Here is a 21,405-nt window from a genome sequence, read left to right on the forward strand (position 1 = left end):
TATAAAAGTTATCTTATAGCTCAAAGCATTTTCGTAGCATACAAACAATAAATATATCATTGAATAGGACAGAGACATGTGAACTGCTCCACGACTAAAGTCGGGAGCTTCCAGCGTTTAGGGTAGGCTTTGCGCCTATCCCCTCATTTGCTGGTTTGCGAGGCTCACAGCTCAGCCGTCACACAGAGCTCATTGACCTGTGGGCTATATTAATTCCTACAGCTGTCAATTGAACATCCTTTTGTACAGTAACATCCATTGAATTCTCTATTTCACTAACATCTAAGCTTTGCCCATTCATGCTAGAACTGAAGCTCTGGGTTTTCTGGGAACTCATAATATAAATCGATATAAAAAGAACTTCTTATACTTTATGAGGAAGATTTCAGAAAAAATTTTATGATTTTTATAAATGAAAATATTTTAAAATTGTCATATAGGAGGAAATCAAGCTTGCTAAGCGGATTTTACCTTTTTATACTTTTTGCTTTAAATGCATTATTTTTCGGTTACGTTGGAATTGTTGATTTGAAATATAGAGAAATAGACGACAAAGCCTTTTACTGTTTCATCCCGATAATACTAATCTTAAGCATTTACTCCTATTTCCAAAATGAGATTATTGAAATTGTCAATATAATAATAGGGGCTTTTCTATTCATTTTTGCTTTTTTCATGTCAAGGTCTGGGTTTATAGGCTCTGCCGATGCGTTTATAACATCATATGTTTTTTTTCTAAACCCATATGTCTTATTAATTAGACATTATGTAATGCCTGCAGGAATATTTATTATTATAACTTCCCTTTTGCTCTCATTGCTTTTAATTTTTAAAAACATTATAATTAATCTTAAAAGAGTGAAATATTTCAGAGATATCACAAACGGTTTGGGGCTTTTAGTAAAAATATACTATTTTCTCTTTTGTGAGACTTTGAACAAGGAGGAATTTAAGAAAAAGAAATTTTACTTTGTTGTTGCAACTAAAAGCAAAAAAAGGATATACGCAAATGTGGAAAAAGAGCCTTTTTCTTTTGAAGAAAAGGGCATAAAAACCGATTGGATTATAGCAATGTATGGCATACCTCTCGGATTTTTCATCTTTTTAGGATTATTGCTCACATATATGATGATTTTTTTAAAAATAATATTAGTTTTTTGATTTTCTTTTAAAATAAAGCGAAATTTTTGATCAATATAAATATAATTTCATGTTTTTCATACTAAGTGAACTACCCCGCCCTTACTGAAGAGGCATCTCCCCCCTTGCGGTGGAGGTTTCCTGTTTCTTCCAGGAAACTTACTATACACTCATCTTTTTTACATCTTCTCTCGTTGGATAAATCTTGTACTTGAATGCCAATTGGATCACGTTATTCTCTCTCTTTGGCTCTTCACATATTTTTTCAGGGCCTCCAGTGTTAAATGTTGTCCACTCCATCCCCGCCTCATTGAAGGAGACTTTCGCCCAAAAAAGTTAAAGGTCTAATCTATTACGTGGTATTTCTTCTTAATATAGCTGTACATAAATGCCCAAACAGTTCTATTTACTATAATAATAAACATTACCAATAAAAACACATATGTAGATAAAGCCAACATATTTCCGCTGTATGTCGAAAGGGAAATAAGGTAACCAATGCCAAAGAAAGTTATAAGGTTTGTTCCAATACTAGCATATTCTGCAACAATATCCGCATTCCACGCGCCTCCCCAACCAGCAGATAGGCCTGCTACTAAATATGGAGATATCATAGGGATGTATATATAAAAAAGCTTGTATATTCCTCTTATCTTGTAAATTCTAGACATTTCCATAAGATTTTTCTCAATTGGTCCTATTCCTGTAAGGAATACATTGAAGAAGATATACCATATGGAACCTTGAAAAATTATGAAAAAGGATACTAGTAGAGGGGGGAATCCTCTTTCAATAAGTAAGAGGAAAATCGGCCACCATAATATTGAAGGCATTGAAGCCAAAACTTCTCCAGCCAATGTAAATATGGATCTATAAATAGTAGGCTTTTCATATAAATAATAAGATATAAGAATTAAAAAAATCAAACCCAACATCATAACGAGTACTACTCTTGCTGTACTTATTAAAAGTCCTTCAATGCCATTTAATATAAGGCTAGCCTGAAAAGTTTCTGCAATATAATTTTCGATTGCTTTAGGGATTTCTATAATGCTGTATATGTTAAATAATATAATAACAGATAGAAAAGCTAAAAGTAAAAATGACGCTATAAATTTATAATTCCTAGATTGAGTGTGCAAGCTTATTTTGCTATTTATTTTTCCATTAATAATGATCAAGCCATCAACGATTTTGCTTACAAGAGGTGAGAAAAAGGAAGTAAGTTTTTCGTACAAAATGTCTACGGATAGACCTTTAAAAGATTCTTTTCCTTCACCTGCAGCGGAGTTAAAAAATGGATTCAAAAACAAGACATATATCAAAACAGACGTTATCATCAAAATAAAAGTTCCAATAAATACTAAAGAGAAATTGTTCGAATCTGCTGCCATTTGAATATAAGTTCCTATTCCTGTTAATTCATAGTTTGTTGATCCTAAAGTGATAACTTCCGATGCTGTAAGAAAGAACAAACCTCCTGCCCAAGATATTAAAATGTTTCTTGCTAGAGCTTGTTTGGAATAAGGAATATAAATTTTAAAAATCTTTGCAACAGTTGAGAGTTTATAAATATTAGCCATATCTATTATTTCTTGAGGAATTACCTTTACAGCAGAATACACTCCAATTATAAGATTCCAAGATTGGCTTGTAAATATTAAAAAAATTGAAGCTAATTCAGGACCTAACCACCCTGGCAAATTGTTTACAAATAGCAATATTATGAGAGGAAAGAAGCCTAAAATAGGAACGGACTGTAGCACATCGATAATAGGATATAAGATCTTTTCCACTTTTTCATTTCTTCCCATCGGTATTCCAGCTAAATATGCAACTAATATTGAAAGAAACAATGCTAAAAACATTCTAAGCATGCTTAGTGCTAACGCTATGATAATGTTCACAATATCACCGCATTTTTTATTCAAGCCCTCCGCATTAAAACGCGAACTTATCAAGTGTAACAGTTGAAATTTAATTAAAAAGTATAAAGCTTATAAATTTTAGTCATTTTTATTTATAATTAAATTATTCTTGTTAACTGTCGCTTGATTATTTAAGAAAGTTAAAAAAGAGATTTTATGAATGATAAATAAACTGGCGAAGGCGTGAGCGGTCTACTTTTATATTCGGGATGGGACTGAGTTCCAACGAAGAACCTATTGCTGTTATATTCGATAAACTCTACTCTGTTTCCTTCTAAGCTGTAGCCCGAGATTGTTAAACCGTTTTCAATTAATTTGTCAATATACTTTGGATTTATTTCATATCTATGCCTATGCCTTTCATATACTATTTCCTGCTTATACATATCATATACTTTGGTGTTTTTCACTAGCTTTATTGCATAGCTTCCCAACCGCATAGTTCCTCCTAAATATTTTACGTTCATTTGTTCTTCCAATAAAGAAACAACCGGATAAGGAGTTTGCGGATTTATTTCTGTACTGTGAGCCCCTTCTAATCCAACAACATTTCTTGCAAATTCGACAACAGAAAGCTGCATTCCGAAACAAATTCCCAAAAGTGGGATATTGTTTTCTCTTAACATTTTTATAGCCCTAATTTTTCCCTCTACCCCTCTCTTCCCAAAACCTGGCAATATAATTCCTCCATTAATTCCATTCAATTCTTCTTCTAAATTTATCTTGTCTTCTTCGATATCCGTTGATTCTATCCAGATAAGCTCAGGTTTTATTCTGTAAAATGCACTAGCATGAATTATTGCTTCTTTTATGCTCAAATAACTGTCATGGAGTTTCGTATACTTTCCTATCATTGCAATTTTCACGCTTTTTGATGGATTTTTCAGCCTCTCTAAGAAATCTTCCCAATCATCTAATGAGTATTCTCTATAGTTCAATCCTAGCTTTTGAACAATATACTTATCTGCACCTTCTTTTTTCAACATTATTGGTACTTCATATATAATATCAACATCATGGGTACTAATAACGCCATTCATTGGAACGTTTGTAAATAGAGAAATTTTCGATTTAATTTCTTCATTTATGGGAACCGTGCTTCTTCCAAATATCATATCTGGCTGGATACCTATTCTCCTTAGTTCATTAACGCTATGTTGAAGCGGTTTCGTTTTTAATTCACCAGTGTTTGGAAGCAAGGGAATATACGCAATATGGATATAAACTACATTTTCCTTTCCAAGGTCAATAGACATCTGCCTAGCTGCTTCTAAGAAGGGAAGACTTTCGATATCGCCCACTGTTCCTCCTATTTCTACAAATGTAACATCACTTGAATATTTTTTGCTAATATCTTTTAGTTGATCTTTTATTTCATTTGTTATATGAGGTATTATCTGCACAGTTTGACCGAGAAAAACCCCCTTTCTTTCTTTCTCAATTACAGAACCGTATATTTTTCCAGTTGTTATGTTATTTTCTTTACTTAGATTTATGCCTAAAAATCGCTCGTAGTGGCCTAGGTCTAAATCTGTTTCTCCACCATCATCAGTAACAAAAACTTCGCCATGCATATATGGATTCATTGTTCCAGCGTCTTTATTTAAATAAGGATCAATTTTTACAATCGTTACAGTGTATCCCATTTTTTTTAGCAACATAGCTAAACTTGCAGTCGTAATACCCTTTCCTATACCGGACATTACTCCACCTGTAACAAAAACATACTTGTTCAAGGACCAACACCGCGAGCTTAAAGTAGTTTAACAAAAACTTAATAAAATGAAAATTTTCTCTGAAAACAATTAAAAATTTTTTGTTAAACTATACTTTCGATAAATATTGTCACATATCCTAAATATGGAATGACAAAAGTGCGATTGTCGGGAGACCAAACTACACCTATAATTCTATCATATGTTATTCCAAGACCACTGGGAAATTGCCCAAGAGCGCTGTCATCGATTGGATTATTGTCTCCCTTAGTTGTATAGTAAACTACTCCGCTTATATTTTCAATAGCGACAACTCTATGTATAATGTATCCACCACCTAACCTTTCATAAACTACTATATCCCCGACTTTTATTTGATCAGGTGACTTATGTATGAGAAAAACGATATCTCCTTCCTTAAGCAATGGTAGCATGCTAGTTCCTTTAACAACTGCTACTGGATTAGAGAGGCCAGTTGCTTCTGATAAAGCAGGTCTAATAGAAATTACCAATATTATAAGTACTATTATAAAGATCATATCACTTTTATACTTGCTTAAAAAGCCTTTTCTATTCGAATAGCTCATAAGTGAGCGCCCTTTTTACTGAATTTTATTTCTAACGATCAAAACTCCTTCTTCGTAGTCCCAATAAGCGATCTCAAAAAAGAAAAGCCACATGCTTATGCACTTTAAAGCTTTACCGATTTCCTCCTCTCCATAGTATCTAGACAGGATCTGATAAACTTCATCTTCTGTTAATATATTGTTGCTATCTCTTGATTTTTTTATTATATCTTTTATCGGCTGAAGCGTTGAGATTTTTTCTTTCAATAAATCTCTAACTTCTAAATGATGAGTCATTGCTATTTTTTTGCCAAAGTCTGTTAATAATAAATCTCCATTGTTATAAGAAATAAGACCTAGTCTTTCAGAAATATCTATTGCATGGGGTAGAACATCTATGTCTACATCTGTCACATCATTAATGTATGATACGTCTGCCATGCCCCCGACGCTATAAAGAGATTCTACAAGCCCTAGAACATGATCTACACTGATGCATTTAGGAGAAACAGGCAGGACGTACTCTTTTTCTATGTTCAATTTATAATTCATCCTCCTAAAATAGACAAAACGTTTGGTGTTTAATTAGTTACACATTTTTATAATTAATTTTCAATAAGAAACTAATAAACATAACCTGTTAAACTATAGTTGCTTTAAATTTATTAGATATTAGTATCTTTTCTTCTTGTAGAAAAAGTTTAAAAATAAAAAAGCTTAAATCAATTGCAATCTTATTTATTTATAAATCCCTTTATTTCTTTAAAAATATTAAAGTCAAGTAAGTTTATTAGGAATATTATGCTTATGGTGTGCTATATGAAAAAAACAAATTCGATATCAAAACCTGTAGTACAAATAGAAAATATTGTAGCAACTGTTACACTTGATCAGCAACTGGATCTGCATGAAATAGAAAGAAAAGTTCCCAGAGTAGAATATAATCCTGATCAGTTCCCTGGGCTTGTTTTCAGGCTAGATAGACCAAAAATAACTGCACTAATTTTCAAATCAGGAAAAATGGTTGTAACAGGTTCAAAAAGTACCCAAGAATTGATAACTGCAGTTAAGAGAATTATAAAAACATTTTATAATCATGGGATAAAAATTACAGGAAGACCTAAAATACAGATACAAAACATCGTTGCTTCTGCCAATCTTAATGTAGATGTTAATTTAGAAGATGCAGCATATAAATTAGAAAATAACATGTATGAGCCAGAGCAGTTCCCTGGACTAATTCATAGAATGACCGACCCATATGTGGTATTACTGATATTTAGCAGTGGTAAAATGGTAATTACTGGTGCTAAAAGGGAGGAAGAAGTTTCAAAAGCAGTCGAAAACATATATAAGACTTTAAAAGAATTAGATTGCCTCGTAACGAAAAGCGAAGATGAGCAAGAAGAAGAATTTTTTTGAATGAACAAAATAGAACTATTTTTTGATCTGACATCGTTCTCGTCTATTAATGGGTTTTTTCAATTGTAATACAATTACAAAGTCTCATGGCAAGAAAATTCGTAAATTTAATAAAAATTCAATAATATATTCAACCGTTATCTTTTTAAACTTTTTATATAATTTTAATAAATTCGATTGTGGGCCCGTGGCTCAGCCTGGTAGAGCGGCGGAGGGCCTTGCCTAGTACCTTTTCTTTTTTCTTTCATAAAAACTTGTAAAATTTTTACAATAAGAAGCTTTTTGAAATAATATTTTTCATTTTTTTAACATTTATGCAATTTTCTTTTTACTTTTTATTAAAAGAACAAAAGGAAATAAAAATACCTTTTTGTAGGAATATTTATTTAAAAATCGCGAAAAATTAATAAACATCTGATAAAAATAATTATTTAATAATTATTTATAAAGTAAAAAGGTGGAAAAGGGATGCAATCTCAAAGTAGTATCGAAGAAGGAAAAAATATTAAAAAACCGCAAAAAGCAGGAATTTTTGAAGAAAATGGAGTACTATATGTAAATGGAGATGAGTATATAATTAGAGTTACCTCAGCTTTGGCCAACAGCACAAGACTTTTCATCCTAAAATACATTAAAGAGCATGAATCAGATGTCGGTGAAATAGCTGATCTAATTAAACAAAGTAAAGCTAATGCAAGTGCGCAAATAAAGAAATTAGAAGAAGCAGGACTAATAAGAACGACTTACAAGCCAGGACAAAGAGGAGTTAAAAAAATTACTGTTAGCAATGTTAAACAAATAGTGATAAACCTGGAGTAATCATTGAAAATAATTAAAAATCCAAAGCATTTCCGACACAATAAAATAAAAAATTAATAAGACAAATAATTGGTAAATTTTAGCATTTTTCGATGACTATTGAAAAACTTTTCTCTATAAAATATAACATAAAAAAGTTTAAAACGGTTGATTTTTTCTGAAGGACAAAGTTTCAGGTATAAAAATTTATCTAGCAATTTCAAAAATTTTAAAAAAAAATTCTAAAAGTTAAAATTTTTCAGACAATGCTTGTTTTTTAACTTATTATATTTAGAAAGCTATTTAGTTTTGATTTAGGAAATTTTTATTTCTAACTTTTTATATAATTTCAAATGGTTGATTTAATATGAAATACCATCCATGGATACCTAATGATAATGAAGAATTATTAAATATAATGTTAAAAACAATAGGCATTAATAACTGGGATGAACTTTTTACAAGCATTCCTGAAGAAATAAAGTTGAAGAAAAAACTGAAAATTGGTGCAGAACGTCCCCTTAATACAATAGAGCTAGAAAAACATATGAAAGAAGTTGTAAGGGCACAAAATATAGTAGATTTAGAAAGAGTTTTTTCTGGAGGACCCGTTGCACCTCACTTTGTTCCACAAGTGACTACTTATCTAATAAATAGAGGAGAATTTTTAACTGCTTATACTCCATATCAGGCAGAAATTTCACAGGGTTTGCTAAAAGCCTTATATGAATACCAGAGTCTAATGGCAATACTTTATGACATTGAAATAGTTAATGCTGGTATGTATGATGGAGGAACCGCGCTTGCAGAAGCCTCGCTATTATCTATAAGAATTAAGAAAAATAAAAAAATTGCGATTTCTTCTACGCTTTTCGAGGAGTATAAATCTGTAATTAAAACATATTTATATGGTCAAAATGCAACCTTAATTGAATATGATTTTGATAAAGATACCGGAGAGATAACGGGAGAAACTATTGAAAAAATTAAAAATGAAAAACCTTCTGGAGTAATAATAGATTATCCATCAAATTTTGGTCCAATAAGAAAATCGACAAAAGAACTTATCGAAGAAGTCCATAAATATGGATCGCTTGCAATAACATTTTCTGACCCTTCATCTCTACCTATATTAACGCCACCCGGAGAGCTAGGTTCAGACATTATTGTAGGAGAAGGACAAAGCTTGGGACTTCCGATGTCTGGAGGAGGAAGTCTTTTAGGTATATTGGGCATAAAAAATGATAAGGAACTTTTAAGAAATCTTCCAGGTAGGCTTATAGGGGAAACTGTTGATGCGGATGGAAAGAAAGGATATATGATGATACTTCAAACAAGAGAACAGCATATAAGAAGAGAGAAGGCAACATCTAATATAACAACAGCCACTACTTTGAATGCAATTGCAGTAGCTATTAATGTTTTACTATATGGAGAAAAAGGCCTAAAAACCAGAGCTGAAAAAATCCTTGAAAACACCAAAATGCTTAAGCAAGCACTAGAAAAAAATGGAATTGAAGCAAGTTATAAAAAGGCCCTTCATTTTAAGAATATTAGCTATAAAATTGACGATCCTTTCACAGAAGGAAGAGAGATTATTGAAAAATATAAAATAATACCCTTTACACCATATCAAAATTATGCGATTTCTTCTGCTACTGAAGTGCATAATAATGAGGATATTTCACTTTTTAGTGAAGCCATAGGAGGTGTGTTGAGAAAATGAGCTTTAGACAAGCTAAATGGAATGAACCTATAGCTTTTGATATTGAACATCAAAATAGGTCTTCCCTTGAATTTGAAGTCGATGAAAAACTCGAATTACCAAGTGAGCTAAAAAAGAAAAGAGCTAAAAATTCCTGGAATGAGTGAAATAGAGGTAGTAAGGCATTATACAAGGTTCACAGAAGAATCTTACGGCGTAGATAATGGTCCTGTTCCTCTTGGATCCTGCACGATGAAGTACAATCCTAGAATTGCAACGAATTATGTAAATAGCGAATATTTAGCAAACATTCACCCATCTCTATTAAAGTTTGAAACAGCACAAAACATATTGAAATTAATGTATCAGCTTCAAGAATGGCTAAAAGAAATAACAGGAATGGATGCCTGCACTCTTCAGCCACCTGCAGGGGCTTCAGGAGAGCTCACTGGAGTCTTGATAATTAAAAAATACTTCCAAGAAAGAGGAGATACTCAAAGAGATGAGATGCTAATTCCAGACAGCGCCCACGGTTCAAATCCCGCAAGTAGTAGCATGGGTGGTTTTAAATCTGTAAGAATCCCAAGTGACGAACATGGGCTTGTCAATTTAGAAGCTCTAAGAGCTTCTGTAAGTAATAAAACAGCAGGCCTGATGCTGACTAATCCAAACACTCTTGGTCTTTTTGAGAAGAATATTACAGAAGTAACAAAAATTCTTCATGAGAATGAAGCGATAGTTCACTACGATGGTGCCAATCTGAATGGAATAATAGGAATTGCTAGGCCTGGAGATATGGGATTCGATATCGTACATTTAAATCTTCATAAAACATTTTCAGCTCCTCACGGAGGAGGAGGACCAGGCGCTGGAGCTGTATGCGTTAAAAAGTATCTAGAAGATTATTTGCCTGGATATATTGTTAGTAAAGACGACAATGGTAGGTATTTCCTCAAGAAAATGAGCAAGTCTATAGGAGATGTATACTCAACGTATGGAAACCTTCCGGGCATGATATATGCGTATATATTTATACTTTCCTATGGAAGCGACATTTACAAAGTGGCGAAATATTCGACACTTAATACTAATTTTTTCATTTCTTTATTAAAAGGAGTAAAGGGAATAACGCTACCTTACGATGAAAAAACTCCAAGGCTTCATGAAACTGTGCTAAGCTTCAAAAAGTTAGCTGAAGAGACTGGAGTGACGGTTGAAGATGTAGCCAAATACCTCCTTGATAACGGCTTTTATGCACCAACGATTTACTTCCCATTAATAGTGGATGAAGCTTTTATGATAGAATTTACAGAAACCGAAAGCTATGAAAATATAGTAAAATATGCTGAAGTTGTAAAGAAAGCCATTGAAATAGCGTATACAAATCCAAGTGAATTGAAGCAGGCACCAATTAATACAAGTGTAAGAAGGTTAGATGCAGTTAAGGCAAACCATCCATCAACTCTCAAGCCATCTGTAAAGTTTGGGAGGAAGTAAAAAGGTTTGAACTATAAACCTAACAAATTTTTTTGGGAGAAAATCTACAACTGGTTAAAATCTTTTATTGAGCTTTCTTTTTACTCAGATAACAATAGCGCTCTTCTGCTACGTTCGTTTTTGTTAGATTATCCGAGGATTTCGCTCGAGGAGATATATTCTTCGGTAGAAGGAAAAAAAGTTATAGTCATTGCGGGCTCGAAATGCTACGAGGATTATATAAATTGTAAAAACCCAAATGAAGCTATTATTTTTGTAGCGGATAAAGGGATTAAATGCTTGTCAAGAAATGATATAAAACCGACCGCAATTATAACAGATTTAGATGGCATTAATGATAACATTTTATTTCACCCTAAATACAAAAATTCCTATTTTTTTATTCATGCACATGGCGATAATCAGGAATTAATAAAAAAATATTTACCTTCTATTATGAAGCAAAAAATTAAAATAATAGGTACTACACAAACTAAACCTTTTTATCCTTTATTCAATTTTGGGGGATTTACTGATGGTGATAGAACGGTTTTTACCGCATTATTTTTTAAAGCGAAAGAGATAGAAATCTATGGAATAGGTGAAGAATATTTCAATATCGATGTGTTCTATAATCTTAATAAATTGGATATAAAAGCAAAAAAGTTCCTTGCGGGCTACTTAATTATAAATTGGTTGAAGTGTAAGTGGAAATATAGAATAAGCATTCCGTATGAGAATGATGAAAAATGTCTGGAAATATATCCTTGGGAAGAGTAAATAAAATTCAAGTTGGCGTCGAGAATATTTCCTTTGATGCATCTCACTATACTAAAAGTTCTGATGGAAAATGCGAAAACCTTCACGGCCATACTTTTATTCTATCAGTAGAATATGAAGGAAATTTTAATCAGGAAAGCGGCATGGTCTTTGATTTTATAGAACTCAAAAAAATCATAAAAGATGTTATTAAAGATTATGATCATAAGCTAATTCTTCCAGCAAAAGATAAAGAGAATACTAGAATTGAAGGGGAATTTTCCTTATCTGTTAAGTACTTAGATTATCCGGCAGCAACAACAGAATATATTGCCCTTTCTATTTTTCATGATATTGCCGAAAAGTTAAAAGGAAGAATTAAAATTAAGCTATATGAAGGAATGAATAATTATGTAGTTATAGAGGGAGAAAGTGCTTGACGAAGTTCTCTCCTGACATTCATGAGAATCCACCCGAATATAAAATTGCAATTAATAAAGCAGGAATCGAAGGTTTAAAGAAAAAAATAAAAATTAAGATCGGAAACTCATGTAGCGAAAAACTGTGTACAATCAACTTATATATAGATCTTGACAAAGAATTAAGAGGGGTTCATCTATCAAGATTAGTAAATTCTTTAAATCAAGAGCTAAACAGTAATGAATGTTTTAAATTAAATGATCTTCTGGAAAAGACAGCTAAAAGAGTTTTAAACACGCATTTTTCTTCAAGCCGTTCAGAAATACATGTATCGTTTGAAGACATTATTGAAGATACGCGGTTTGTACTGCATGCGAGTTATGTAAGAGAAAAAAATGGTTCACAAGAAGGAAAAGTTTCTATTGAATTAAATGGAATCACGTCGTGTCCATGTGCAAAGGAAGTGTTTAAATTCTATGAAAACACGGAATATGAAAAAACTCCTACTCATATGCAGAGGGCTGAATTGCACATCACCTTAAATTCAAAATATAACCTAGATCTGTTGTACAATGAATACTTACTGAAGGCTATAAGTGTCGGAAAAAGCTCATTTTCCGACATTTTAAAAGAAACACTTAACAGAGATGAAGAATATGAATTCATAAAGAAAACTATTAATAATCCTATGTTTGCAGAAGATGTGTGCAGAAAAGCTTATTTTTATCTTAAAAAGGAGCTACCAAGTGACATTGGGCTTAAGATTAAAGTCATTAGTTATGAGTCAATACATCCATACAATGTAATAGCAGAGGTTAGTGACCTTGAAGAGCATAGGTATTGATCCTGGAACAAAAAGCTTTGACATAGTAGTTATGGATGAAGAAAAAATAATCGAAGAGAAAAGCATTCCCACAGAAATCATCGCATCAAATCCTGATATTCTAATAGATGAAATTTTAAAAATAAAAGATTTTGACGTTATAATTGCCCCCTCAGGGTATGGATCTCCATTTGTATGTAACGAAAATATAAAAGATATAAGGTTATTTGCATCCGAAATCCTTCTTCTTTCTAAATATAAAGAATTATTGAATTTAAAAGATGAGGGAAGTATGGTCTATAAGGCTCTTTACAAGACTTCAGTAAAGCTTTGGAAGAATAAAATAAATGCATGTTATATCCCATCGGTAAAACTTTTAAATAGCGTTGAATTAAAATTTAAGATTAATACAATTGATTGCGGAACTGCTGATAAGCTAGCTTCAGCTTTTTATGTTATTAACTACCTTCGTGATCGAGAAAGCTTCGATATAGATAAAATTAACTTCACTATGCTAGAAATAGGGTATGGGTATAATGCTTTAATTAAAGTAAGGCGTGGAAGAATAGTTGGTGGCATAGGAGGCACTAAGTTAGGAATTGGTCACTTAACTATAGGTCCGATTGATGCTGAAATAACTGCATATAAAAGGCGGTGGAAAAGAAATGATATATTTTATGGAGGTCTAAAAGATTATTGTAAAACTTCTTCTCTTGATGATGCTTTGAAATCAACTGAACCTATTTGTAGGGCTGCTGTTGAGCAAATGTTTGATTCTATTTTTGAGAAAATTTTAATATTAAACGAAGATACTAAGGACATATTGATTGTAACTGGAAGATATTCTAGCTCAAACGAATTAAAAGAAAAATTGTCTAGTAATCTTTCGAAAAAATTCGAGCGTATCATATTCCATCCAAAATATTTTGAAAATTCTTTTGTAAAAGAATCTGCATTAGGTCAAGCAATGATAGGTCTCGGTTTTATGGGAAGCAAATACAAGGAAACTTTTGATGTTTTAGGTATAAAAGAAAGTAAAGGTACAGTTCTCGATTACATTATGCATCCAAAAATCCTTGAGCTAAGAGAAAGACTTCTTCAAATTTATGAAAAAGCTTTAGTTAATAGATGATTTTGTTGTATTTTGAAGTTAATTATTAAAAGTTTATGAAAGCAATAGCTTAATATTAAAAAATAAATGTATATTTATGATAAAAAGCAATGATGACAGTCATGCCGAGTGAACGAAAGGATGTGCCTCTCCGGGGAAACTGAGCTATTTATTACAAACAAAAAGCCTCCTTTTCAAGGCTGGAATGAAGATTATAAGCTTTTCTATTCCTGCTTTTTATTACTGATAAAAATTAAAACAGCGTATGCATTAAATGAGGCGTTGTCTTCAAGAACTTAACAAAGAATAGTCGGCCCAGATAAATCTTTAGAAAGGAGATCTTTGGTCTCTCTCACTACCTAGCAGATGAAGCATGCAATTGTAAATAATTGCGAAGAACCTCTCGCCCTTGAGGACGAAAATGAGTTCATTTATGCTTCAATATTATATTGCAAGTTGATATTTAACGATTGAAATTTTTATCTCATAAATTAAGTTCGTAAAAGATTGCTTTTTTGTGAAAAATAAAGATATAAAATTTGCAATATATAACATGTGATAACCGGGTTATGTATCTTAAAGAGCTTTAAACTTTTCAAACCATGCATCATATCTCTTTACAAACAAAGGATCCACGCTAGGCTTTCTCTCCTTTAGTATATTGAGAAAATCTTCCATGGTTATCGACCTTGGCTCACCTTCTCCATTTTTCTGTTCAAAGAATTCTCTAATAACTAGCGTATGTGTAGCCTGAATTATATCCCTTATATCACTTGCTGAATATCCTTCAGTTAATTGAGCGAGTCTATCCAAATCTACATCTGAAGATAAATTCAAACCTTTCGTATACAAAGCAAACAACTGTCTCCTTGATTCCAGATCTGGAAGAGGTATCAATATTCTTTTATTGAACCTTCTCACAAATGCCTCATCTAATTGCCACGGTTTATTTGTTGCACCGATTACATACACATGTATTTTTTTATCTTTATCTTGAATCCCATCCATTTCTTTGAGGAACTGATTTCTTACCCTTACTTCTCCTCCAACTTCTCCGCTAAACGTACCCAACAGTGCGTCTATTTCATCTATGAAGATTATTGCAGGACTACCTTCTTCGCTCTTTTGTCTTGCATATTTGAAAATTTTTGAGACGTTTTTCTCAGCTTCTCCTAACCATTTGGACATTATACTCGCCGCATCAACATATAAGAAATACCCGTTGACTTCATTGGCAACAGCTGCCGCAAGCATAGTCTTTCCGCACCCAGGAGGACCGAAGAGTAGTATACCTCTTGGCCATCCTAAGGGAAAGAGATCTGGTCTTTTCACCGGATATACTATAGCCTCAACAATTGCCTGTTTGGCCTCTTTAAGGTCAGCAATATCACTAAACTTTACATTAGGCTTTTGAGTCAGAACGATATCATTTATAAAGCTATCTTTTTCGTTAGATTTACTCGCAGTATTAGATTCTATTGCTTCGGTATTGCTTTGCAGTTGCTGGATCCTCTTTTCGTAGCTTTTAATCATTTCTAAATAAGTACTTATCAAAGGACTGTCAGGATACATTCTAACAATTTTTGTCAAAATTTCGATAGCCTTTCTATAATTGTTTATGGCCGTCTCATAATCTCCGTCTTTATCAGCTGCTACTGCTGCTCTTGCATATCTAGTTGCCATTTCTTGTAAATAAGGGAAAGCCATAAGTACCTTCACCTTTAAAAAAAATTATTTAGGATTATCTTTGATCTCTATCTTTCCTTTTTTCTTTAAATTATATAGAGCTTCGTATATCTTCTCCTTATCAATTCCGTAGTTTGTAGTTATTTCTTGAATATTCAGCTTTCCTCCTGTCTTTTTTATTTCATTTAGAATTATATTTTCCACAATTTCAATATTGTAGGAAGATGATGATGTTTGCGCCTCTAATTGGATTTTTTCTGTTTTATTTACAATGCTTTTTTGCTGGTTAATTTCCCTCTGAGTTGACTGCTGAGTACTTAAATTTGTGATTTGTGTTGTCTGCTGGATTAGTTTCTTTGGCTCCGGTAGCATTTTTTCCACGTTGCTGTCAGCCAACTTCCAAGCTTCTTGAATTATTTTTTCCACATCTTCATTAATCATAAAAGTCTGGTTTGTATTGAACCCCCCCATTGAATTACTAGTGGAAATCATCATGTCAGTTATGTTTCTATTAATTTCATCTAAAGTTTCTCCTACTTTAGGGAATATAGCAGAGATTTCGTTTTTAACTCCAGCGAGCATTTTAGAAACCGGACCGAGCGCTGCTTGAAAGTCTTTATAATCTCTTACAGTTTGAAGTCTTTGAATTACTCTTTCGAAGCTTATTTTAGTAAATAAGATCGCTTTTAAAAAGTTTCTCAACTCGTAAACTTCTTCTGCATACATTTTTGCTAAATTATGATATGTTCTTTTTTCATCTTCCTTTATATTCGGAGAATCATATTTTTTCAAGTTCTCTACGATTCTGTCCGTAAGCTCTTGTATCCTTTTTTTCGTTCTATATTCCAGTTCATCAAATTTTTCTCCTTCGTCCTTTAACCTTACTATTACATCCTGTATCATGTCTTCCCATGTATAGTTCTTTGGACTGCCGAAAATATTCTTTAGCCAGCCTAGCAGGCCTGCCTTTTTTTCATCCCTATCGATACTTAGACCCATAACCCGGTTACCACCTTTATTTTTTAGTATTTATTACTGGGATGATACGGCAGGCACATTTGCATTATCAGATTGAGGAGCAGATTCGTGAAGCTCAACGACTATAGGTTGCTCTACTTGAGGAACTTGGGGAGTGACATTTTGAACTTCTTTAACTACGCTTTCAACATCTAGGCTTGATGTTTCTAGCTTAACTATTAAATCCATTATCTTTTTTGCATCATTTTTCTCCTCAAGGTTTCTATCTTTATTTAATCTTAAGATATCTGCAGCTGGTTTATATCCCCTTTCACTGATTTCTCCAGCTATATAGCTCATTTTCAGCGCAGTTATAGCTTTTTCTATTTGAACGATTTGGTCTTCGAGCTCATTTATCCTCTTCTTAATCATGTCTTTTGCTTCATTCGCATCTTTTTTTAGAGTATCAAGGTCTTTTGAAACGTTGGCTTTAAATTCCTCATATGATTGCCTTGTTATTTCTCCTTTTGCATATAACTCATCTAAAGCTTTTGCTCTTCTTCTCGCTCTTTCAAGCCTTTCAATAACTTTTAAAGCTGAATATTTCCATTCTGGAAGAAGAATAATATCATCTTTCTGGATCAATATTCTTTCGGCTGGAAGTGTTTTAAAATTTATATCTCCAAATAATATCTCTACGGCATTAACATTCCCATCCACATTACTATAAATACTTGCGAGAGACCCTACAACCCTCTGATATGGATCTTTTACTTTCTGTCCGACATATTTATCCAACATGTCTACAGTATATATGACCATTTTCATACTCCACCTGCTTCTTTCTAAAATATTATACTAATATCATAGCATTTAAAAGCAAAAAGACAATGAATTTCAGATCGAGAAAATTTAGCTTCAAATTCAACAAAATTAAACATCATTTCATGAGATCTATGTAATACTAACTTGCTTTAGCGAAAAAACTATTTTTTCTGAATTAATGGGAAGTCTGAAAGCTTAGCTTCTGCTTCTTTCCCTTTCGCATCTTTTATTTTTATACTTTCACCTACTATGGCATATCTACTATCAATATATAACTGTGCAATTCCTCTTTCCAATACAGGACTATATGTGCCACTTGTCACCCACCCTACTTCTATGTCCTCTACATAAATCTTGTAACCGCTTCTTGGAACGAATCTTGAAAAGTCCTTTTTCATAATTGCACCTAGTCTGATCCATCTAGCTCCTTCTCTTCTACATGCACGAAGTGCATTTTCACCGATATATCCGTGCTTTTCCCAGTCTATAGAACCAAGACCGTACCTTAAAGAAATTGCACACGGAAATCTCATTGGGTCTTCGCCATATTCGTTTCCTCCAAGCACATAACCCATTTCCATTCTAAGCGTATCTCTTGCGACAATACCTATAGGTTTTGCACCAGCTTCTAAGAAATTTTTATAGACATTTTCTGCAATGCTATTTTCAACCCATATTTCAAAGCCATCTTCTCCTGTCCATCCGCTTCTACTAATTAAAAATATAGGATATTCTCCTAATTTGATATCTAACTTAAACTCCAGAGGTTTAAGCTGCAATGCCCCATTTATTCCAGCTTTTTCTGCTACTTCAGGACTTTTTGGGCCCTGAACTGCAAGCATGACATATCTTTCGGTAAGATCTTCTATTTCTGCATCAAAATTAAACTCTTCTTTTACTTTCTCAAGATGCTCCAGCACTCTTAGCCTAGTAGCAGCATTTGCAACACCTAGCCACTCTTCATCATTAACCTTATACCACATCTCATCATCAATTACTCTTGCATATTCATTTAAAGCCAAAGCAGGGCCACTCATAAAATTAATTTTGGTCTTTGCAATTTTCTTTGTAAAAACCTTTTCCAAAAGCTCCAAAGAATCTTTACCTTTTAAACGAAGCCTTCCCATATGTGAAACGTCAAAGATACCGACTTCATTTCTGACATTTAAATGCTCACTGATAGTAGAATTATAAACCATTGGAACTTCCCAACCTGCAAATTCTCCTATAGTTGCTCCTAGGCTTTCATGCAGGCTTTTTAGAACTAAACTTTTCATACTACAATCACCTATACGGAAAATCAAGTCATTTTAATATTTAAAAGTTTGTATATAAAAAAATTACCAGTGCTTAATACTTAAAAATTTAAGCGGGATTTTAACTAGACTTTTATTATTTTTACTGAAATTTTTGGGTTCACAAAAATCCTCTATTTTCCAAGCTCCTTTGAAATTAGTTCGGCTACCTTCTTACCTGATATTAGCATCCCAGAAAAAATCGGCCCCATTCTGTAAAGCCCATGTAAAGTAGCAACCGACATTCCAGCAGCATAAAGTCCATCACATACTTTTCCACTAAATTCAACAACTTGTTTTTCTCCTAGTTCAGCATGTGCAGATGATTCATTTTTAACATTTATCGCAAAACTTGGATTCTTTTTTGCTAATATTTTTATCAACTCTGCATCATGTCCAGTTGCATCCAATATAGCTTTTCCAGTGAAAAATATGGGATCTACATGTAGCTGTGCCAAATCTATAGCACTCCATTTTACAACAACTCCACTTACCCTAAGTGGTTTTTCCCTAACAATCAAATCCTCAACAGAGTATCCAAAAAGAATCTTAGCACCTGAATTTATTGCTCCAGTAGCAAGTTTTGAAATCAACTCGGATGCGTCAAGTGTGTATAAGTCTTCAAATTCTGTTTTTTTATATTCAATTTCAAAATCTTTGATGATTTTTAGTGCGTCAGATTTAATTACAATTTTATGCATTAAATTTCCTCCTCCTCCTATTCCTCCTCCAAAGCTAAGTTTCCTTTCTAAAACTAATACTTTGAGCTTCTTATCTGCTAAATACTTAGCTGCAGTCATTCCGGATGGTCCAGCACCTACTATAATCACATCGCTGTCAGCAAACTCAATAAGGTCTTTCATGCTATGCTCAAGAATCAACTTTGTGATCTTGAATTCTAAATTCTCACTCATAAGAAATCCCTGATATAACTATATAATCAATAATATAAAAATTTTGTTATAAACTCATTTAAAGAGTTTAGAATACTTGCAAAATATGATTAACTACTTGAAGATGTTTATAGAAGAAGCTTAAGCGATTGCATGAAAATAATTTATATTTACTAGAAAAATAAATAATTAATTTGAACTAATCTTTAGAGGCTGTTTACTATGACCGAAATTGTCAAAATCAAGGATTATAACGTAAGAAAAGACTTTTATTATACAGAAACAGATGAATGGATAAAACTTGAAGGAATGAATGCTAGAATTGGAATAACCGATTACGCTCAAAAGCACTTGAAAGACATAATCGGAATTGACCTTCCTGAAAAAGGAAAGAAGATCAAAAAAGGGGAAGTTTTAGCAACGTTGGATTCTATAAAGGCAACGTCAGAAGTCTACGCTCCAATTTCTGGCGAGATTTTAGATGTAAACGAAACTCTGCTTGAATCTCCAGAGCTTATGAACAGCGATCCATATGAAAGCGGCTGGATAGCTTTAATAAAAATAGAAAATAATGATGAGCTGAATTCGCTTCTTACATTTGAGCAATATGTTAAATTACTTGAAAGCAGAAAGTAGTAAATGGTGAAAAGTTTGAACATCATAAGAGAGGAAGAAATTGGAGGAATATTAATACAGGAATATGAAGAGTTTAAACTGGAATCTCCCTCCTTTTTAATAGTAGGTTTTCCTGATGCAGGTTTGGTAGGTGGCATAAGCTTAAATCATTTAATTAGAGAGCTTAACCCAAAGGAAATTGCGGGAATTGATATTCCGAGGCTAAATCCCCCAATAGCGATCATTAGGAAAGGCGAGTATCATCCTCCTATAAGGATTTTTAAAAAAGATAACATCCTCTTTTTAGTATCAGAGATTCCTATTCCAGCTAATACTGTGCAACCCCTAAGCTATGCCATACTTGAATATTGCATGAGAAGAAGAGTTGATTACGTAATCGGTCTAACAGGAATAGGTTCGACTGAGAGATTGAATAAAGAAAAACCTGATGTATTTATAGCTTATGAGGGTGATCAAGCAAAAAGAATGATATTGATAAATGAAGGAAAGGTATTTGATGAGGGTATGTTAATGGGACCATTTGCAATATTTCTCAAAGAGGCAAAAAGATTTAATCTTCAAAGTTTAATAATATTGGCAGAAAGTTTTCCTGATCTTCCAGATCCTGAAGCAGCATCTGTCGCCGTTGAATATTTATCTAAAATTCTTTCAATAAAGATAAGTATCGACAAACTCCTTGAAGAAGCTGAATACATTAGACTTAGAACAAAAGAGATAATGAAGCAGACAGCAAAAGTAATGGGACAGATGGGGAGAAGTGCTGAAGCCCAACCTGGTATTTTATATACGTAATAAACTAACCAAAAAGGGTCTACAAGATGTATTGGTATGACGATTTTGAGCGAATAAGGGAGTATATCAGAAAAAGGATTAAAGAAATGGAGAGAGAATTTGAGGATGCTTTTTTAAGTACATCACTGCCTATTGAGGAATTTACTGCGGAAGATATCTCTTCTCCCCTTTATACGATATATGAAAGTGAGGATAGCTATTACGTAGTGATCGATGCGCCTTATATGGATACTTCTTCTCTTACAATAGAAGCACATGATAACATTCTCAATATCGAAGTAAAGCTTAAAGAAAAAATTAATCTGGGAAATATCGGATATAGACTTCACTCGTGCGAAATTTTCAACTACAGAAAAACTATATCTCTTCCTCCAGACGCAGACGTTTCTCGTTTAACATATAGTATAAAAAGCGGCAGAATCATAATAAATATACCAAAGAAACATGAGAGGTGAACA

At 32.9% G+C, this 21,405-nt stretch carries 24 protein-coding genes; 13 read left to right on the forward strand and 11 right to left on the reverse strand.

The window, feature by feature from the left end; translation table 11 throughout:
• Positions 1-178: 178 nt before the first annotated feature.
• Positions 179-337: a hypothetical protein gene (locus FFONT_RS06965; protein WP_158308287.1), complete on the reverse strand. Its 159-nt coding sequence runs from the start codon at positions 335-337 to the stop codon at positions 179-181.
• Positions 338-453: 116 nt separating this feature from the next.
• Here FFONT_RS06965 and FFONT_RS01830 point away from each other — a divergent pair, with 116 nt between their 5' ends.
• Positions 454-1,161 carry a hypothetical protein gene (locus tag FFONT_RS01830; RefSeq protein WP_148683512.1) on the forward strand — a complete coding sequence of 236 codons (708 nt, stop codon included), beginning with the start codon at positions 454-456 and terminating at the stop codon, positions 1,159-1,161.
• A gap of 141 nt (positions 1,162-1,302) precedes the next feature.
• Here the strand turns inward: FFONT_RS01830 and FFONT_RS07045 are convergent, their stop codons facing one another.
• The 5 genes from FFONT_RS07045 to FFONT_RS01850 form a co-directional block, all read right to left on the reverse strand.
• The gene (locus tag FFONT_RS07045; protein WP_014557513.1) at positions 1,303-1,440 is read right to left on the reverse strand and encodes a hypothetical protein; all 138 of its coding nucleotides are present in this window, start codon (positions 1,438-1,440) and stop codon (positions 1,303-1,305) included.
• Positions 1,441-1,484: 44 nt separating this feature from the next.
• Entirely contained in the window at positions 1,485-3,047 is a 1,563-nt protein-coding gene (locus tag FFONT_RS01835; RefSeq protein ID WP_148683513.1) for an ABC transporter permease subunit, read from the reverse strand.
• Positions 3,048-3,208: 161 nt separating this feature from the next.
• Positions 3,209-4,804: a CTP synthase gene (locus tag FFONT_RS01840; RefSeq protein ID WP_148683514.1), complete on the reverse strand. Its 1,596-nt coding sequence runs from the start codon at positions 4,802-4,804 to the stop codon at positions 3,209-3,211.
• Between the two features lie 83 nt (positions 4,805-4,887).
• Complete coding sequence (locus FFONT_RS01845; protein ID WP_014557516.1) at positions 4,888-5,370, reverse strand: signal peptidase I; 483 nt, start codon at positions 5,368-5,370, stop codon at positions 4,888-4,890.
• A 15-nt stretch (positions 5,371-5,385) separates the two neighbouring features.
• Positions 5,386-5,889: an AAA-associated domain-containing protein gene (locus FFONT_RS01850; protein WP_158308288.1), complete on the reverse strand. Its 504-nt coding sequence runs from the start codon at positions 5,887-5,889 to the stop codon at positions 5,386-5,388.
• A 279-nt stretch (positions 5,890-6,168) separates the two neighbouring features.
• Between FFONT_RS01850 and FFONT_RS01855 the strand changes: the two genes are divergently transcribed.
• The 9 genes from FFONT_RS01855 (at position 6,169) to FFONT_RS01890 (ending at position 13,884) form a co-directional block, all read left to right on the forward strand.
• On the forward strand, positions 6,169-6,771 hold the full coding sequence (locus FFONT_RS01855; protein ID WP_211206248.1) for a TATA-box-binding protein: 603 nt from the start codon (positions 6,169-6,171) through the stop codon (positions 6,769-6,771).
• 468 nt (positions 6,772-7,239) lie between these two features.
• Positions 7,240-7,590 carry an ArsR/SmtB family transcription factor gene (locus tag FFONT_RS01860; RefSeq protein WP_014557519.1) on the forward strand — a complete coding sequence of 117 codons (351 nt, stop codon included), beginning with the start codon at positions 7,240-7,242 and terminating at the stop codon, positions 7,588-7,590.
• 346 nt (positions 7,591-7,936) lie between these two features.
• A complete protein-coding gene (gcvPA, locus tag FFONT_RS01865; RefSeq protein WP_014557520.1) occupies positions 7,937-9,295 on the forward strand; it encodes an aminomethyl-transferring glycine dehydrogenase subunit GcvPA in 1,359 nt (452 codons plus the stop codon).
• A complete protein-coding gene (locus tag FFONT_RS07080; RefSeq protein WP_014557521.1) occupies positions 9,292-9,441 on the forward strand; it encodes a hypothetical protein in 150 nt (49 codons plus the stop codon). Before gcvPA ends, FFONT_RS07080 begins: the two co-directional genes overlap by 4 nt.
• Positions 9,434-10,771, forward strand: coding sequence for an aminomethyl-transferring glycine dehydrogenase subunit GcvPB (gcvPB, locus tag FFONT_RS01870; protein WP_014557522.1), 1,338 nt, complete (start codon positions 9,434-9,436; stop codon positions 10,769-10,771). The genes FFONT_RS07080 and gcvPB overlap by 8 nt, the downstream gene beginning before the upstream one ends.
• 120 nt (positions 10,772-10,891) lie before the next feature.
• Entirely contained in the window at positions 10,892-11,530 is a 639-nt protein-coding gene (locus FFONT_RS01875; protein ID WP_014557523.1) for a 6-hydroxymethylpterin diphosphokinase MptE-like protein, read from the forward strand.
• On the forward strand, positions 11,500-11,949 hold the full coding sequence (locus FFONT_RS01880) for a 6-pyruvoyl trahydropterin synthase family protein (protein ID WP_014557524.1): 450 nt from the start codon (positions 11,500-11,502) through the stop codon (positions 11,947-11,949). The genes FFONT_RS01875 and FFONT_RS01880 overlap by 31 nt, the downstream gene beginning before the upstream one ends.
• Positions 11,946-12,773 carry a GTP cyclohydrolase I FolE2 gene (locus FFONT_RS01885; protein WP_014557525.1) on the forward strand — a complete coding sequence of 276 codons (828 nt, stop codon included), beginning with the start codon at positions 11,946-11,948 and terminating at the stop codon, positions 12,771-12,773. The genes FFONT_RS01880 and FFONT_RS01885 overlap by 4 nt, the downstream gene beginning before the upstream one ends.
• Positions 12,754-13,884, forward strand: coding sequence for a DUF1464 family protein (locus tag FFONT_RS01890; RefSeq protein WP_148683517.1), 1,131 nt, complete (start codon positions 12,754-12,756; stop codon positions 13,882-13,884). Before FFONT_RS01885 ends, FFONT_RS01890 begins: the two co-directional genes overlap by 20 nt.
• A 555-nt stretch (positions 13,885-14,439) precedes the next feature.
• Here the strand turns inward: FFONT_RS01890 and FFONT_RS01895 are convergent.
• The 5 genes from FFONT_RS01895 to FFONT_RS01915 all read right to left on the reverse strand — a co-directional run bounded on the left by FFONT_RS01895 (position 14,440) and on the right by FFONT_RS01915 (position 19,540).
• Complete coding sequence (locus FFONT_RS01895) at positions 14,440-15,570, reverse strand: AAA family ATPase (RefSeq protein WP_014557527.1); 1,131 nt, start codon at positions 15,568-15,570, stop codon at positions 14,440-14,442.
• A 24-nt stretch (positions 15,571-15,594) separates the two neighbouring features.
• A complete protein-coding gene (locus FFONT_RS01900; RefSeq protein WP_014557528.1) occupies positions 15,595-16,548 on the reverse strand; it encodes a cell division protein CdvB in 954 nt (317 codons plus the stop codon).
• Between the two features lie 33 nt (positions 16,549-16,581).
• The gene (locus FFONT_RS01905) at positions 16,582-17,328 is read right to left on the reverse strand and encodes a CdvA-like protein (RefSeq protein ID WP_148683518.1); all 747 of its coding nucleotides are present in this window, start codon (positions 17,326-17,328) and stop codon (positions 16,582-16,584) included.
• A 164-nt stretch (positions 17,329-17,492) separates the two neighbouring features.
• Positions 17,493-18,608: a glycine cleavage system aminomethyltransferase GcvT gene (gene gcvT / locus FFONT_RS01910; protein WP_014557530.1), complete on the reverse strand. Its 1,116-nt coding sequence runs from the start codon at positions 18,606-18,608 to the stop codon at positions 17,493-17,495.
• Positions 18,609-18,760: 152 nt separating this feature from the next.
• Positions 18,761-19,540, reverse strand: coding sequence for a sulfide-dependent adenosine diphosphate thiazole synthase (locus tag FFONT_RS01915; RefSeq protein ID WP_014557531.1), 780 nt, complete (start codon positions 19,538-19,540; stop codon positions 18,761-18,763).
• A 201-nt stretch (positions 19,541-19,741) separates the two neighbouring features.
• Between FFONT_RS01915 and gcvH the strand changes: the two genes are divergently transcribed.
• The 3 genes from gcvH to FFONT_RS01930 are packed head-to-tail and all read left to right on the forward strand — an operon-like array spanning position 19,742 to position 21,402.
• On the forward strand, positions 19,742-20,155 hold the full coding sequence (gcvH, locus tag FFONT_RS01920; protein WP_014557532.1) for a glycine cleavage system protein GcvH: 414 nt from the start codon (positions 19,742-19,744) through the stop codon (positions 20,153-20,155).
• A 15-nt stretch (positions 20,156-20,170) separates the two neighbouring features.
• On the forward strand, positions 20,171-20,947 hold the full coding sequence (locus FFONT_RS01925; protein ID WP_158308289.1) for a proteasome assembly chaperone family protein: 777 nt from the start codon (positions 20,171-20,173) through the stop codon (positions 20,945-20,947).
• 26 nt (positions 20,948-20,973) lie between these two features.
• Positions 20,974-21,402, forward strand: coding sequence for an Hsp20/alpha crystallin family protein (locus FFONT_RS01930; RefSeq protein WP_014557534.1), 429 nt, complete (start codon positions 20,974-20,976; stop codon positions 21,400-21,402).
• Positions 21,403-21,405 lie beyond the last annotated feature (3 nt).

Source organism: Fervidicoccus fontis Kam940 (genome assembly GCF_000258425.1).
Classification (GTDB): domain Archaea; phylum Thermoproteota; class Thermoprotei_A; order Sulfolobales; family Fervidicoccaceae; genus Fervidicoccus; species Fervidicoccus fontis.